We start from the raw sequence: 14,660 nt of genomic DNA, 5'->3' as shown, positions 1-14,660 counted from the left end.
CACGGGCGGGCGGAAAAGTAAAGGGGAAACCTGTAAACAAATGATTGCGTTAGAATTGGGGGGCTTCCTCGTCCAGCTCCCGCAGCAGCTTTTGATCCTCCTTGGAGGAAAGATCCAGTCTGGCGTAGAGATCCGGGCGGCGCTGGCGGGTGCGGAGGATGGACTGCTTGCGCCGCCAACGGGCGATGTTCTTGTGATCGCCGGAGCGGAGAATGGGGGGGACCTTCCGGCCGTGCCACTCCTCGGGGCGGGAATACTGGGGGTACTCCAGCAGGCCGTTCCAGTGGCTCTCCTCCTCGAAGCACTCCGGGTCGGAGAGCACCCCGGGCACCAGCCGGGCCACCGCGTCGGCCACCACCATGGCGGCCAGCTCACCGCCGGTGAGCACAAAGTCGCCGATGGAGATCTCCTCGTCCACACACTCCTCAATGAACCGCTCGTCGATGCCCTCATAGTGGCCGCACACCAGAATCAGGTGGTCGTAATCGTCCCGCAGGCGGCGGGCGTCGGCCTCCACGAAGGTTTTGCCGGCGGGGGACATGTAGATGGTATGTCCCGGGCCGAAGGTGTCCACAATGTGCTTCCAGCACTGGTATAGGGGGTCGGCCTGCATGACCGCACCGTGGCCGCCGCCGTAGGGATAGTCGTCCACCTGCTTCTGCTTGTTGAGGGTGTAATCCCGGATCTGGTGGGCCTCGATGCGGATGATGTCCCGCTCCTGGGCGCGGCCCAGGATGGACTCGTTCATCATATCGCCCACGGTCAGATCAAAGAGGGTCATAATATCGATCCTATACATCGGTACGCATCCCCTCGATCAGACGAACCTTGATATAGCCGCCCTCCACATTGGTCTCCGCCAGGAACTCGTCCACGGCGGGGATCATGTATTCATGCTCGCCCTTCACCACATAGACCTCGTGGGCGGGCGGGGTGAGCACGTCGGCCACAACCCCCAGCTTCTCTCCGCTGCCGGCGTCCAGAACCTCCAGGCCGAGCAGATCGGCGATGAAGTGCCGCCCCTCGGGCAGCACCACGCCGGAACGGTCGATGGAGACGGTCTTGCCCTTGAGGGCCATGGCGGCGTTCACGTCGGCGACGCCCTCCAGCGCGGCGAGGACATTGCCCTTGTGTACCCGAGCGGCGCGCACCTTTACGGGCGCTCCGTCCAGATAGAGGGTATCGAACTGGAGCAGAAACTCGGGGCTGTCGCACCAGGGGACGATTTTGACCTCCCCCTGAATGCCGTGGGTGTTGACAATCTGTCCGGCCTCCAGAAACTGATTTTTCATTTGAAATACCTCCCGCAGGCGGCGCGTCCAGGAGGCCGCGCCCTACATTGAAAAAGCGGCGGGGCTCGCTACCCCGCCGCTTTTTAGTCGACGATTTCGACGGAAACCTTGGTGCCCTGGCGCTGGGCCACGGAGCGCATCAGCGTGCGGATCTCCTTGGCGATGCGGCCCTGGCGGCCGATCACCTTGCCCATGTCATCGGGGGCCACCCGAAGCTCCAGGACGGTCTCACCTTCGCCCTTGTGCTCGGTGACCGACACCGCGTCAGGGTGGTCCACCAGGTTACGGGCGATATAGGTCAGCAATTCCTTCATGCCAGCCGTGACCTCCATTAGATGGCGCCAGCTTTTTTCAGCAGAGCCTTCACGGTCTCAGTGGGCTGGGCGCCAGTCTTGATCCAAGCCTGGGCGCGCTCCGCGTCCACCTTGATCTCGGCGGGCTGGGTCAGAGGATTGTAAGTGCCGATCTCCTCGATGAAACGGCCGTCACGGGGATAGCGGGAGTCCGCCACCACGATGCGGTAGAAGGGAGCCTTCTTGGCGCCCATCCGGCGCAGTCTGATCTTAACCATTGTATCTTCACCTCCATGTAATTGTTGCACATCTATGGAAACGCGCCGCAGCGCGCTTACCAACCGGTCAGAAGGGGAGTCCCGGCAGCTTGCCGAGCTTTCCCATTTTTCCAAGCTTGCCCATGCGCTTCATCTGCTTGCCGGAGAACTGCTTGGTCATCTGCTGCATCATTTCGAATTGCTTGAGCAGGCGGTTGATGTCCACGACCTGAGTGCCGGAGCCGGCGGCGATGCGCTTTTTCCGGCTGTTGTTCAGCAGGGAGGGGTTCTCCCGCTCCGCCGGGGTCATGGACAGGATGATGGCCTCGGTGCGGGCCAGGGCGTTCTCGTCCACGCTGGCCCCTTCCAGTGCCTTGGCGTTCATGCCGGGGAGCATCCCGGCGATGTCGGACAGGGAACCCATGCCCTTGATCTGAACCAGCTGATCGTAAAAATCAGCCAGGGTAAACTTGTTCTTGCGGAGCTTCTGCTCCAACTCGGCGGCCTTCTTGGCGTCAAAGGTCTGCTGGGCCTTCTCGATGAGGGAGAGCACGTCGCCCATGCCCAGAATACGGGAGGCCATGCGGTCGGGGTAGAAGAGCTCCACCTGGTCCAGCTTCTCGCCCACACCCACAAATTTGATGGGCTTGCCGGTGACCGCCTTGATAGAGAGAGCCGCACCGCCCCGGGCATCGCCGTCCAGCTTGGTGAGCATGACGCCGGTAATGTCCAGCGCCTCGTCGAAGGTCTTTGCGGCATTCACCGCATCCTGGCCGATCATGGCGTCCACAATCAGCAGGATTTCGGTGGGGTCAATGGCGGCCTTCATCACCTTGAGCTGCTCCATCAGCTCCTCGTCCACGTGGAGCCGGCCGGCGGTGTCGATGAACACAATATCGTTGCCGTGCTTCTTGGCGTGCTCGATGCCCGCCCTGGCAATGTCCACCGGGTCAATCTGGCCCATCTGGAACACCGGAACGTCCACCTGCTGGCCCACCACCTCTAACTGGGTGATGGCGGCGGGGCGGAAGGTGTCGCAGGCCACCAGGAGGGGCCGCTTGCCCTGCTTCTTCATAAAGCCCGCCAGCTTGGCGCCGTTGGTGGTCTTGCCGGCGCCGTTGAGGCCGACAAGCATCACTACCGTGGGGGGCTTGGGGGAAATCGTCAGCTTGGTGTTCTCGCCGCCCATCAGGGCGGTCAGCTCCTCATTGACGATTTTGACAATCATCTGGGCGGGGGTCAGGCTCTCCAGCACGTCGGAGCCGATGGCCCGCTCGGTGACGGTGGCCACAAACTGCTTGACCACCTTGAAGTTCACGTCGGCCTCCAGCAGAGCCATGCGGATCTCCTTCATGGCCTCCTTCACGTCGGCCTCGGAGAGGCGGCCCTTGCCGCGCAGCTTCTTGAAGGCGGCGGAGAGCTTTTCAGTCAGTCCTTCAAATGCCATGGATTACTCCTGTTTCAACTGGGCCAGAACGCCCTTGAGCTGTCCGCACAGGGCCTCCAGCTCGTCGTCCTGCCAATGGGCCTCGTTGCGTTGGGCGATGGCGTCCACCGCCGTCTCCATCTGGCCGAACTGCTCCTGCATCTTGTGGAAGCGGCGGATGATGCCCGTCTTGTCCTCCAGCTCGGTGAGGATGGCCTCGGCGCGGACGATCACATCCCGGACGCCCTGGCGGGTGATGCCGTAGTTCTCCGCGATCTCGGCCAGGGAGAGATCCTCATTGTAGTAGAGGTCATAGAACTCCTTCTGGCGGTCGGTGAGCATGTCGCCGTAGAAATCGTAGAGCAGGGCCATGCGGTATGCCTGGTTTTTCATCGCTGCCGCCTCCTCCCGTGTGCCGGTTTTCTGTAAAGGTGGTAAAGCTACGGAGCTTTACAACAGAAGTGATGATACTATAAATTGGCCGGATTGTCAAGAGAAAGATTGCGTCTTTTCCGGCTCTGCGGCGTACCAGAGGGGGAGGCCCAGCAAAACCGCGCCGCCCAGCAGGTTGCCCAGGGTGACCCACAGCAGGTTCCAGCCCATGGCGGCCCAGTCCGCGCCGCCGTTCAGCAGGGCATGGAGTGCGAAATAGGCCATGTTGGCGATGGAGTGCTCCAGTCCGGTGAGGACGAAGGTGGTGATGGCTAGGGCGATCACCAGGGCCTTGGCGGTCTCGCTCTGGAGGCGGAAGCCGGCGAACACGCCGATGCATACCAGAAAATTGCACAGCACACCCCGGAGGAGGAGCAGATACCAGGGGGCGGACAGTTTGCCCGGGACGATCAGGGCCAGATAGGCCCCCAACAGCTCTCCGCTGGAGCCGGAGCCGGCCAGCAGCAGGCAGAGCACCAGAATGCCCAGGAGATTGCCCAGGTAGGCCAGCGCCCAGACACGGAGGGTTCCGGCCAGGCGGACCCGGCCGTCGTAGAGGGATACGCTCATGACCAGGGTACAGCCGGTGAACAGCTCACCGCCCAGCAGGACAATGAGGGTGAGAGCGGCAGAGAAGGCCAGGGCCCCCAGCAGCTTGGCCAGAGGGAGATTGGCGTCGTAGAACCAGGCGGCGCAGAGGCTGGAGAGCAGGGCGCCCACAAAGATAAATGCCCCCGCCAGGGCGGCCCGGGTCAAGTAGCGGCCCGGCGCGGCGCCGGAGAAGCGGAGCTTCTGCACTCCGGCCTGCGTGATCTGTTCCACAACGGTTCGTGTCATGGTGTGGCCTCCTTATAAAATATAGGTAATTTCATTTTACCGGAGGTTGGGGGCGGGAGCAAGCTGCCGCGGCACCAATCTTTTTTCGTTTTCCTAGTGTCAAAACCGTCAAAACGTTGTATAATATCCGATGTTGATACTTTGGCAGTTCCCATAAGGAAAGGAATGGTAAAGCTGTGATTGAGGTCACCCGGACACAGCTTCTGCCCGGCGTCCATCTGACGGCGGTGCAGACGCAGAAATTTAAATCCAGCGTGCTGGGGATGCAGTTCCTGCTGCCCCTGGCCCGTGAACAGGCCGCGCTCCACGCGCTGCTGCCCATGGTGCTCCGCCGGGGCACCGCAGAGCACCCGGATATGGAATCCCTCTCCGCCGTTCTGGACGAGCTGTACGGCGGTTCCCTGGAGCCTACGGTGCGCAAAAAGGGGGAGACCCAGTGCGTGGGCTTTGTGGGCAGCTTCTTGGATGACGCCTATACTCTGGACGGTTCCGCCGTGCTGGAGCCGTCGGCCGCCCTGCTGGGGGAGCTGGTGCTCCGTCCCTACACCCGGGACGGGGCCTTCTGCCCCGACTACACCCGCCAAGAGCGGGAGAACCTGGTCACCCGTATCCGCGCCCAGGTCAACGACAAGCGCCAGTATGCCCAGGTGCGTGTGGTGGCGGAGATGTGCGCCGGAGAGCCCTTCGGGGTGGACAAGCTGGGGGATGAGGCGTCCGCGGCGGCCATCACACCCCAAAAGCTGTGGGACTGCTACCAGCAGGTGCTTCGCACTGCCCCGATAGAGTTCTACTATTGCGGTTCCGCCCCCCTGGAGCGGGTGCGGGCGGCGGTTCAGGCCATCGTGGACGGCCTGCCCGCAGGGGAGCGCGCGCCCCTCGCGCGCCCCGAAAAGGGGAACGCTCCCGCCCAGCCCCGCCGGGTGGAGGAGGCGCTGGACGTGACCCAGGGCAAGCTGGCTATGGGGTTCCGCACCGGCATTGATGCCTGGGACGAGGATTACCCGGCCCTGATGCTGCTCAATGCGGTCTACGGCGGAACCACCACCTCCAAGCTCTTTCTCAACGTGCGGGAGAGGCTCTCCCTGTGCTACTATGCCAGCTCCGGCCTGATGAAGTACAAGGACGTGATGCTGGTCTCCTCCGGCGTGGAGTTCTCCAAGGTGGGCCAGGCGCAGGACGAGATCCTTGCCCAGCTTCAGGCCTGCAAGGACGGCGGCTTTACAGACGACGAGCTGGAGTGGGCCCGCCGCTCGGTGGTGAGCACCCTGATGACCACCCTGGACGCCCAGAGCCGTCTGGAGGATTACTGGCTGGGTCAGGCGGCCGCCGGCCTCACCGAGGCGCCCGACGAGCTGGCCCAGCGGGTGGAGCGCACCACCCGGGCGCAGGTACAGGCGGCGGCCCAGAAGCTGACGCTGGACACGGTCTATTTCCTGAAAGGCAAGGAGTGAGCCCATGGTAAGCAAAGAATACCCCCGCATCGGGGAGAAAATCTATCACGCGGAGCTGCCCAACGGCCTGCACATCTATGTGGACCGGCGGCCCGAGTTTCAGAAGAGCTACGCCTTTTTTGCCACCAACTACGGCGGCATGGATATGAAGTTCCGGCTGGATGGCCAGTGGCGGGACACTCCGGCGGGGGTGGCCCACTTCCTGGAGCACAAGATGTTCGATACCGAGGACGGCAACGCCCTCCAGGATCTGGCGGCCAACGGGGCTTCCCCCAACGCTTTCACCAGCTCGGCCCTCACCGGCTACTATTTTGAAAGCACGGAGAAATTCTGCGACAACCTGAAAATTCTCCTCTCCTTCGTGTCCATTCCCTGGTTTACCCAGGAGAGCGTGGACAAGGAGCAGGGGATCATCGGCCAGGAGATCCGCATGGTGGAGGACGATCCGGACAACCAGGTGTTTTACGGCCTGATGGAGTGCCTGTTTGACCACCACCCCATCCGGGTGCCCATCGCCGGCACCCAGGAGTCCATCTCCCACATCACCGCCGACACCCTCTACGCCTGCCACAAGGCGTTCTACACCCCCTCCAACATGGTGCTCACTGTGGCGGGGGACGTGGAGCCGGAAGAGGTGGTGCGCATTGCCCGGGAAATCCTGCCGAAGGAGCCGGGCGGGCACATTGAGCGGGATTACGGCGGGGAGGAGGATGGCGGAGCGGCCGCGCCGGAGAAGGAGCTGCGCATGGAGGTGTCCACCCCCATCTTCCAACTGGGCTTCAAGGCCGAGCCCGCCCCCGCCGGGGAGGAGCACCTGCGCCGCCAGCTCATGGGCGAGCTGGCCTGCGAGGCGCTGTTGGGCAATTCCAGCCCCCTGTATGCCAGGCTCTACAGCGAGGGCCTCATCAACAAGAACTTTGGCTACGGCTTTGAGCTCTATCCCGGCTGCGCCCTGATGGCGGCGGGCGGCGAGAGCCGTGATCCCCGTGCGGTGCGGGACGCCGTGCTGGCCGAGGGGGCCCGCATCGCCCGGGAGGGTGTGGACGAGGGCCTGTTCCGCCGGCTGAAAAAGGGGGTGTACGGCGCCAAGGTGCGGGGCCTCAACTCCTTTGAAAACGTGTGCATCGAACTGGCCCAGGCCCACTTTGCCGGTGTGGAGTACCTGACCTTCCCCGAGGTGTTCGACGGTATCTCCAAAGCCGATGTGGAGGACTGCATCCGCCGCTGGGTGACGCCGGAGCGGTGCGGTCTGGCCGTGGTCCGGCCGGGGGAGGAGGCATGATGGGAACCGTCTCCTTTCCCGGCCTGGGTCTGGAATTCCACCTGAACCGGGTGGCCTTCCACATCGGGAGCTGGCCGGTGTACTGGTATGGCATCATCATTGCCGCCGGATTCCTGCTGGCCGTCCTGTACTGCTGCCATGCGGCCAAGCGCTTCGGCATCAAGCAGGACGACATCATCGACATGCTCTTTTTTGCCGTGCCCCTGTCCATCGTAGGGGCGCGGCTGTACTACATCCTCTTTTACCTGGACCTCTACCGCCGGGAGGACGGTTCCCTGGACTTTGGAGCTATGGTCCGCATCTGGGACGGGGGCCTTGCCATCTACGGCGGCGTCATCATGGCGGTTGTCGTCCTGCTGGTGTTCTGCAAGGTGCGGAAGATCCGATTTCTGGCCTTTGCAGACCTGGGGGTGTTCGGTATGCTCATCGGCCAGATGATCGGCCGGTGGGGTAACTTTGTCAATATTGAAGCCTACGGCGGCCCCACAGAACTGCCCTGGCGCATGGGCATCTATGCCTATGTGGACGGAGTGCGGCAGTACATGGAGGTGCACCCCACCTTCCTCTATGAGTCTCTGTGGAATCTACTGGGCTTTGCCCTTCTGGTGCAGATTGCACGGCGCTGGCGGAAGTTTGACGGCCAGATGTTCCTGAGCTATTTTGCCTGGTACGGCGTGGGCCGGGGCTTTATCGAGGGCCTGCGCACCGACAGCCTGTACCTGTTCGGCACCTCCATCCGGGTGTCTCAACTGTTCGGATTTGTCACCGCGGCCGTCGCCATCGTGCTGCTGGTGGTCAACCTGGGCTTCCGCAACCATGACCCGGCCAAGCTGTGGGTGAATCAGATGAAGCGGCGGGCCCGCCGGGTGGCGCTGGTGTATCCGGCTGGAGTGCCTGCGGCGGAGAAGTGGCTCAAGGCCCAGAAGAAGAGCCTGGAGCAGGAGTTTGCCAAGACCGAGGAGTATGCACTGCCTAAGGGAACCCCGGCGGAGGAGGCTGCGGAGTTGGTGGCCTCCCTCAAGGCCCGGGAGGATCTCAGCGAGGTACGCCAGCCAAAAGCGGGCAGATAAAAAATAACAGAGGCGGGGGACAGGATGTCCGCCGCCTCTATTGTTTATAGGTAGCGTCTGACCGAGCCGCAGTAGCGCTCGTAGGCCGCGCCGAAGGTCTGGCGGCACCAGCGCTCCTCGGCCCGGATGACGGTGTGGGCGGTGAGCTGAAAGACGAGGAGGGCGGCCAGAAGCGGTAGCGACTGCGTGAGGAGGACGCAGCCCAGAAAGACGAAAAAATAGGAGACATACATGGGATTGCGGGAGATGCGGTAGACACCCTTGTGGCGCACGCCGCTCTCCGAGGGGGCCGCGAAGCCGATGACGGAGAGCAGGAGAAGGAGCAGGCCGAATGCATAGAGGGCCGCTCCGCTCCAGAAGAGGGGGGCGGGCGCAGTATGGACCGACGCGAAGAAGGGGCCCAGCAGCAGGGCGGCGCTGGAGAACTGATAGAGCCAGTAGGCAGGCTTTTCGGGCCCGCGGAACGGTGGGAAGTGGGCAGCCCGCCGGAGTGCGCTGCTGTCCAGCATGGAGAGCACTCCGAAGCGCAGGCTCAGAAATGGAATCAGCAGAACGGCCGCCATGATATGTCCTCCCTGTGTCATGATAACCCATTATAGCACGGGACGGCGAGGAGTGGAAGAGGAGGAAGGGGCGGGATACCCATAGGTATCCCGCCCCTTCCTGTTGTTTGCCGGGCTCAGCCCAGCAGCTTGCTCTCCAGATCCTGGAGCATAATGTCCAGAGCGGTGATGCCGCCCTCGGCGGTGTACCATACGGCGGGGTGGGCCAGATAGACGATATTGCCGTTCTTGTAGGCATCGGTTCCCATGACCAGCTCGTTCTCCATGATTTCCTGGGCGAGCTGGGCGCCGTCAGTCTGAATAGCGGCGTCCCGGTCCATGACGAAGATGTAGTCGGGGTTCTTCTCCACAACGAACTCGAAGGAGGCCTCGTTGCCGTGGGTGGAGGTGTCGATGTCAGCATCCACGCCGATGTTCTCAAAGCCGATCTCCCGGCCGATGATGGAGCAGCGGCCGTCGTTGCCCAACACGTTGAAGCCGCCGCTGGTACACATACCCACGATGGCGGTCTTGTCCGCGGCGAAGTCGGCCAGGGTCTGGATGCGGACGTCAAAGCCGGCCATCAGCTCGTCCACCTTGTCCTCCAGGCCAAACATGGAGGCGATGGTAGCGGCGTTTTGGCGGACACTCTCCACCACGCCCAGCTCGCTGTCGGTGGCGAGGTAGACCACGGGGGCGATCTCGCTCAGGGCGTCGTAGGACTTGGCCAGGCGGCCGCCGATGAAGATCACATCGGGCTGGGCGGCCATGACCGCCTCCAGATCGGCGGTTTTGATGGTGCCCAGATTGGCCACGTTCTCATCGGTCACATAGCTCTGGAGGTAGTCCAGGGAGGTGTCGGCGGAGCCCCCCCCCCCCCCCACCGCGGCCCCCGGCCACGCCCAGGGCATCCAGAATATCCAGGGAGGCCATGTCCAGAATGGCGATGCGCTGAGGATCGTAGGGGACCTCCAGCTCCACGGACTCCTTGTCGGCGTTCAGGGAGGTGATGGTGACGGTTTCGGGGGCGGAGGGGGCCTCGGTGCCGGCCGCAGGGCTCTCCACGGCGGGGGAGGGGCTGCCGGTGGATCGGGTGTCGTCTCCACCGGTGGAGCAGGCGGTCAGGCCCAGTGCGAGGGCCAGGGCGAGTGCAAGAGAGATTCCTTTTTTCATGTGTGTTCTCCTGTTCTAAGCGAATGTTCGCGGTTGTTTGAGCGGCAGGGTCAATAGTAGATGGACAGGGGGCGACCCTCGATCTCCATGATCTCAAAGTCCACCTGATAGATCTGCGACAGCGTTTCCTTGGTCATCACCTCCTCTACGGTTCCAAATTTGGCGATCCTTCCGTCCTTGAACGCACAGATGTAGTCGGAGTAGAAGGCCGCGTAGTTGATCTCATGGAGGACCAGAATCACCGTCTTCCCCAGCTCATCGCAGAGGCGGCGGACGATTTTCATCATATTGGTGGCGTGATAGATATCCAGGTTGTTGGTGGGCTCGTCCAGAAGGATGAACTCGGTGTCCTGGGCGATGACTATGGCGATATAGGCCCGCTGGCGCTGGCCGCCGGAGAGCTCGTCAATGAAGCGGTCCTGAAAGGGCTCCAGCTCCATGTAGGCGATGGCCTTGTCGATGATGCGCTGATCCTCCTCGTTCAAATGGCTGCCCGAGTAGGGGAAGCGGCCGAAGGTCACCAGCTCCCGAACCGTGAGCTTCATCTGTATGTTGTTGCTCTGAGTGAGGATGGCCAGCCGCTTGGCCAGCTCCTTGCTCTTCCACTTGCCGATGTCCCGGCCGTCGAAGTCCACCAGGCCGCTGTCCCGGGCGATCAGGCGGGAGATGATGTTGAGCACCGTGGACTTGCCCGCGCCGTTGGGGCCGATCATGGAGATGACCTTGCCTTTCGGGATTTCAAAGCTGACGGAGTCCACCACCGTCTTGCCGTCGTACTGTTTGGTCAGATCCTTGACACGCATGGGTTACACCCTCCTGTTGGACAAAAGAAGATAGAGAAAGTAGATACCGCCGCCCACGGTGATGAACACGCTGATGGGCACCGCGTAGTGGTAGATACGCTCCACCACAAGCTGTCCCGCCACCAGCACCACCATGCCCACCAGGGCGGAGCCCAGAATCAAATAGGTGTGGCGGTAGGTCTTGAAGAGCTGACGGGCGATGTTGGCGATAATCAGGCCGAGGAAAGAGATGGGGCCCACCATGGCAGTGGCCACCGCGATGCACAGGGTGACGCCCAGCAGCAGGCGGCGGATGCTCCGGTCGTAGTCCACTCCCAGATTGATGGCCTGGTGCTTGCCCAGGGTGAGCACATCCAGCAGGGCCAGATCCCGCCGCAGGACGAAGATCAGCCCCGCCAGCAGCACCAGGGCGAAGACGATGATCTCGGAGTTGATGTTTTCAAAGTCCGCCACCAGGGTGGAGAGCAGGCTGTCGTACTCATTGGGGTCCATCACCCGGGTTAGCGTGGTCTGGATGCTGGAGAAAAAGGAGGAGAGCACGGTGCCGATGAGCAGGACATAGAGTACATTGTGGTTCGTTTTTTGAAAGAGATAGCTGTAGATAATGGTGGCCACAATGCCCATCAGGATCACATCCGCCGCGAAGGACAGGTTCGCGTTGCGGGCCAGAAGGCTGCCCGAGCCGGCGAAAAAGACCACCGCCGTGTGAATCAGGGTGTAGAGGGAGTTCATACCCAGCAGGCAGGGGGTGACGATGGTATTGTTGATGATGGATTGGAACACGATGGAGGCGCCGCCGATGGCAAAGGCGGTGATGAGCATGACTACCAGCTTGGGGGTGCGGATTTTCATGGAGTAGAGCATCAACTGCTGGTTGCCGAAGTTGACCGCCACAACCATGTAGCACACCGCGGCCAGCAGAACCAGCAGGGCCAGCAGAGTCACCTTGCGGACGTTTGCCCGGTAGGAGGCGGAGGGAAGGGCCGTGCTTGTCCGGTTCATGCGGCGTCACCTCCATCCAGATGGGCCGCCGGGGCGCAGCCGCAGCCGGCGCCGCCTCCCGTGAGACGGATCGCCTTGCGGCCGTGGCGGAGACGGTAGAGCAGCAGCACCACGAAGATAAGGCTGCCCAGTATGCCCACAATCAGCTCGATGGGGAGCTCGTAAGGGGCGATGACCACCCGGCCGATCATGTCGCACCCCAGCACGAAGACGGCGCCGAACAGGGCCGTGTCCATCAGCGTGCCGCGGATCTTGTCCCCCTTGAACATGGCCACCACATTGGGGACGATCAGGCCGATGTAGGAGATGGAGCCCACGACCACAACCACGCTGGCGGTGATCATCGCGGCGATGGTCAGCCCGAGGAACAGCACCAAGTTGTAGGGCACGCCCAGGTTCTTGGAGAAGTCCTTCCCCATACCGACAATATTGAAGTGGTTGGCAAACAGAAAGGCCAGGGTGACCAGCGGTACGATCAGGTAGACCAGCTCATACCGGCCGCGGAGCACCATGGAGAAGTGGCCCACGGTCCAGGTGGACAGGGCCTGAGTCATCTCATACTGGTAGGCCAGATAGTTGGTGAGGCCGCCGATGACATTGCCGAACATGATGCCCACCAGGGGAACCATGACCACGTCCTTGAACTGGATGCGCTGAATGAACCAGACAAAGGTCCAGGTACCCAGAACGGCAAAGACGAAGGAGAAAAGCGCCCGTCCCCACAGAGTGGAGTTTGGCAGGAACAGGAGGGCCAGAAGAATGCCGAACTGGGCCGAGGAGATGGTGGCTCCGGTGGTGGGAGAGACGAATTTGTTCATGCAGAGCTGCTGCATGATCAGACCGGCCACACTCATACCGACCCCGGTACACAGGATCGCCAGCAGGCGGGGCAGACGCGAGATCAGAAAAATCTCCAGTTGTTCGAGCTCTCCCGACAGCAGCCCGGACAGGTTTATATCGATCACGCCGAGAAACAGTGACCAGATCGACAGCACCAGAAGGGCCAGTGCCAAGAGCAGGGTGGAAAGATGTCGTTTGATGGGAGGTCCTCCTCTCAAGGTTGTAATTAGCTATAACTAACTTTTGGGCAAAAAAAGACAGCGCACCTTGTGAGCAAACTGGACTTACATGCCGCATCACATTGCACGTCGCTCGGGACTCAGTAAAGTGGTTAGCAATAACAAACTGAGTTCGTCCATAGGGTACCATATCCGGGGAGAACTGTGCAAGCGGTGATTCCGACAAAATTATGACCGCCAATCTATGGAAAATATACAAAATAGATAGGAATAGTGAATATAAATAGAAGGGGCATAAACGGGGACAGGCGTTCATAGGATGTGCCAAGTACAAAAGAAGGACGTGAGGGTATGTCGGAAGAACGAAATGCAGTCCGGTTCCGCCAGGCGGCGGCTCTGCTGCCGCCCCATCTCAGGCGGCCGGTGGAACGGCTGGATGGGACAAGCCAGGCCCGGGCGGAGGAGCTCCGCCTGCGGGCGGGGCGTCCACTGACTCTGGTCTGCCCGGAGGGTGAGCGGACGGTTCCTGGTGCGGAGGCGCCGGTGCGTTCCATGGATCTGAGCCTGGTGCTGGAGATTGCCACTCAGGCCTCCGCCCATACGGCGCTGGAACGGGTGCGCAACGGCTTTTTTACCGTACGCGGCGGGCACCGCATCGGCATCTGTGGAAGCGGCGTGGTGCGGGATGGGGAGGTGCGAAATCTGCGGCAGCTCTCCTCGCTGGCCATCCGGGTGGCCCGGGAGGTGCCGGGGCTCTCCGCGGCGGTCCTGGACAGGCTGTGGAGTGGGGGCGTGCTCCAGAGCACACTGCTCCTCTCGCCGCCGGGAGGCGGAAAGACCACCCTGCTGCGGGATCTGATCCGTGCCGTCTCCGACGGGGAGGGCGGCCCCGCCCTCCGTGTGGGGGTGGCGGACGAGCGGGGTGAGCTGGCCGCCATGTATCAGGGGGAGCCGCAGTTCTCCATCGGGCGGCAGACCGACGTGCTGGACGGCTGCCCCAAGGGGCCGGCCCTGCTGATGCTCCTGCGGGGAATGAACCCCCAAGTGCTGGCGGCGGATGAGATCACCGCGCCGGAGGACGCCGCGGCGCTGGAGATGGCGGCCAATTGCGGCGTGTCGCTGCTGTGTACCGCCCATGCGGGGAGTCTGGAGGAGCTGAAGGCCCGTCCCCTGTACCGCCGCCTGCTGGACGAGGGGCTGTTCCGGCGGCTGGTGATCATCGAGCGGGCGGGGAGGGAACGGCGCTACCAGGTGGTGGAGCTATGCTGAAGCTGATCGGGGCGCTGCTGCTGGCCGGCGGGGCGGGGGCGCTGGGCGGCGCCGCCGCCGCCCAGCTCTCCCGCCGGGTGGCGGTGCTTCGGGCTCTGCTGGGGGCGCTGGAGGGGATGGAGCGGGAGATTGCCTTCCGCCTGACGCCCATGCCGGAGCTACTGGAGCGCGCCGCGGCGGAGAGCCCTCCGCCGGTGTGCATGCTGTTTGCCCGCTGCCGGGCCCTGCTGGACGAGCTTGGAGAGCGGTCCATGGCGGAGCTGTGGCGGGAGTCCCTGGAGCAGGTGCCCCTGGGGCTGGACGGCCCGGGGCGGCTGGCCCTGGAGGAGCTGGGGGAGGTGCTGGGCCGCTATGACGGGGACGGGCAGCGGGAAGCCCTCGCCCACACCCGTGCGGAGCTGTCCCGGGCGCTGGAGCAGGCCCGGGAGGCCCGTGAAAAACAAGGGAGGATGTACCAGGTGCTCGGTATCACGGCCGGGGCATTCCTGGTTATCCTGCTGCTGTGAGGGAGC

Annotated in this window: 18 protein-coding genes; 5 read left to right on the top strand and 13 right to left on the bottom strand. The window is 62.8% G+C overall.

Annotated features, from left to right (window positions below; genetic code table 11):
- Positions 1-49: 49 nt before the first annotated feature.
- From trmD to ACESY8_RS04360, 7 genes are all read right to left on the bottom strand, one after another.
- The gene (gene trmD, locus ACESY8_RS04390; RefSeq protein ID WP_021631157.1) at positions 50-799 is read right to left on the bottom strand and encodes a tRNA (guanosine(37)-N1)-methyltransferase TrmD; all 750 of its coding nucleotides are present in this window, start codon (positions 797-799) and stop codon (positions 50-52) included.
- Positions 792-1,292, bottom strand: a complete 501-nt coding sequence (rimM, locus tag ACESY8_RS04385) for a ribosome maturation factor RimM (RefSeq protein ID WP_007489430.1) — start codon at positions 1,290-1,292, stop codon at positions 792-794. Before rimM ends, trmD begins: the two co-directional genes overlap by 8 nt.
- Positions 1,293-1,375: 83 nt before the next feature.
- A complete protein-coding gene (locus ACESY8_RS04380) occupies positions 1,376-1,606 on the bottom strand; it encodes a KH domain-containing protein (RefSeq protein WP_054339406.1) in 231 nt (76 codons plus the stop codon).
- Between the two features lie 17 nt (positions 1,607-1,623).
- Positions 1,624-1,863 (bottom strand): 30S ribosomal protein S16, encoded by a 240-nt coding sequence (gene rpsP / locus ACESY8_RS04375; RefSeq protein ID WP_007489428.1) that lies wholly within the window; start codon positions 1,861-1,863, stop codon positions 1,624-1,626.
- A 67-nt stretch (positions 1,864-1,930) separates the two neighbouring features.
- Positions 1,931-3,289, bottom strand: coding sequence for a signal recognition particle protein (ffh, locus tag ACESY8_RS04370; RefSeq protein ID WP_009256807.1), 1,359 nt, complete (start codon positions 3,287-3,289; stop codon positions 1,931-1,933).
- A 3-nt stretch (positions 3,290-3,292) separates the two neighbouring features.
- Positions 3,293-3,661 (bottom strand): YlxM family DNA-binding protein, encoded by a 369-nt coding sequence (gene ylxM, locus ACESY8_RS04365; RefSeq protein ID WP_054339407.1) that lies wholly within the window; start codon positions 3,659-3,661, stop codon positions 3,293-3,295.
- Positions 3,662-3,757: 96 nt separating this feature from the next.
- Complete coding sequence (locus ACESY8_RS04360; protein ID WP_054339408.1) at positions 3,758-4,537, bottom strand: formate/nitrite transporter family protein; 780 nt, start codon at positions 4,535-4,537, stop codon at positions 3,758-3,760.
- A gap of 176 nt (positions 4,538-4,713) precedes the next feature.
- On the opposite strand from ACESY8_RS04360, the gene yfmF reads away from it, so the two are divergent.
- From yfmF to lgt, 3 genes are read left to right on the top strand one after another with little or no spacing between them, the layout of a single operon-like run.
- A complete protein-coding gene (yfmF, locus tag ACESY8_RS04355; protein ID WP_065534763.1) occupies positions 4,714-5,988 on the top strand; it encodes an EF-P 5-aminopentanol modification-associated protein YfmF in 1,275 nt (424 codons plus the stop codon).
- 4 nt (positions 5,989-5,992) lie between these two features.
- Positions 5,993-7,270, top strand: a complete 1,278-nt coding sequence (gene yfmH, locus ACESY8_RS04350; protein ID WP_196058012.1) for an EF-P 5-aminopentanol modification-associated protein YfmH — start codon at positions 5,993-5,995, stop codon at positions 7,268-7,270.
- Positions 7,267-8,340 carry a prolipoprotein diacylglyceryl transferase gene (lgt, locus tag ACESY8_RS04345; RefSeq protein WP_148341083.1) on the top strand — a complete coding sequence of 358 codons (1,074 nt, stop codon included), beginning with the start codon at positions 7,267-7,269 and terminating at the stop codon, positions 8,338-8,340. The genes yfmH and lgt overlap by 4 nt, the downstream gene beginning before the upstream one ends.
- Before the next feature lie 44 nt (positions 8,341-8,384).
- Here the strand turns inward: lgt and ACESY8_RS04340 are convergent, their stop codons facing one another.
- The 6 genes from ACESY8_RS04340 to ACESY8_RS04315 form a co-directional block, all read right to left on the bottom strand.
- Positions 8,385-8,903, bottom strand: a complete 519-nt coding sequence (locus ACESY8_RS04340) for a methyltransferase family protein (RefSeq protein WP_195446107.1) — start codon at positions 8,901-8,903, stop codon at positions 8,385-8,387.
- Positions 8,904-9,019: 116 nt separating this feature from the next.
- Positions 9,020-9,793, bottom strand: a complete 774-nt coding sequence (locus ACESY8_RS04335; RefSeq protein WP_498794649.1) for a siderophore ABC transporter substrate-binding protein — start codon at positions 9,791-9,793, stop codon at positions 9,020-9,022.
- The gene (locus ACESY8_RS04330) at positions 9,702-10,055 is read right to left on the bottom strand and encodes a hypothetical protein (protein ID WP_498794648.1); all 354 of its coding nucleotides are present in this window, start codon (positions 10,053-10,055) and stop codon (positions 9,702-9,704) included. Before ACESY8_RS04330 ends, ACESY8_RS04335 begins: the two co-directional genes overlap by 92 nt.
- A 50-nt stretch (positions 10,056-10,105) precedes the next feature.
- Complete coding sequence (locus tag ACESY8_RS04325) at positions 10,106-10,858, bottom strand: iron ABC transporter ATP-binding protein (protein WP_054339410.1); 753 nt, start codon at positions 10,856-10,858, stop codon at positions 10,106-10,108.
- Between the two features lie 3 nt (positions 10,859-10,861).
- On the bottom strand, positions 10,862-11,860 hold the full coding sequence (locus ACESY8_RS04320; RefSeq protein ID WP_154024772.1) for an iron chelate uptake ABC transporter family permease subunit: 999 nt from the start codon (positions 11,858-11,860) through the stop codon (positions 10,862-10,864).
- Positions 11,857-12,918, bottom strand: a complete 1,062-nt coding sequence (locus ACESY8_RS04315; protein WP_154249985.1) for an ABC transporter permease — start codon at positions 12,916-12,918, stop codon at positions 11,857-11,859. The genes ACESY8_RS04320 and ACESY8_RS04315 overlap by 4 nt, the downstream gene beginning before the upstream one ends.
- Before the next feature lie 312 nt (positions 12,919-13,230).
- Between ACESY8_RS04315 and ACESY8_RS04310 the strand changes: the two genes are divergently transcribed.
- Complete coding sequence (locus ACESY8_RS04310) at positions 13,231-14,148, top strand: AAA ATPase domain-containing protein (RefSeq protein WP_007489410.1); 918 nt, start codon at positions 13,231-13,233, stop codon at positions 14,146-14,148.
- Complete coding sequence (spoIIIAB, locus tag ACESY8_RS04305) at positions 14,142-14,654, top strand: stage III sporulation protein SpoIIIAB (RefSeq protein ID WP_498794647.1); 513 nt, start codon at positions 14,142-14,144, stop codon at positions 14,652-14,654. The genes ACESY8_RS04310 and spoIIIAB overlap by 7 nt, the downstream gene beginning before the upstream one ends.
- Positions 14,655-14,660 lie beyond the last annotated feature (6 nt).

The sequence above is a fragment of the Clostridium sp. ATCC BAA-442 genome, assembly GCF_964239415.1.
GTDB lineage: Bacteria > Bacillota > Clostridia > Oscillospirales > Oscillospiraceae > Flavonifractor > Flavonifractor plautii.
The sequence above is the reverse complement of the archived record's forward strand: the minus strand, read 5'-3'. Positions and strand labels throughout refer to the sequence as shown.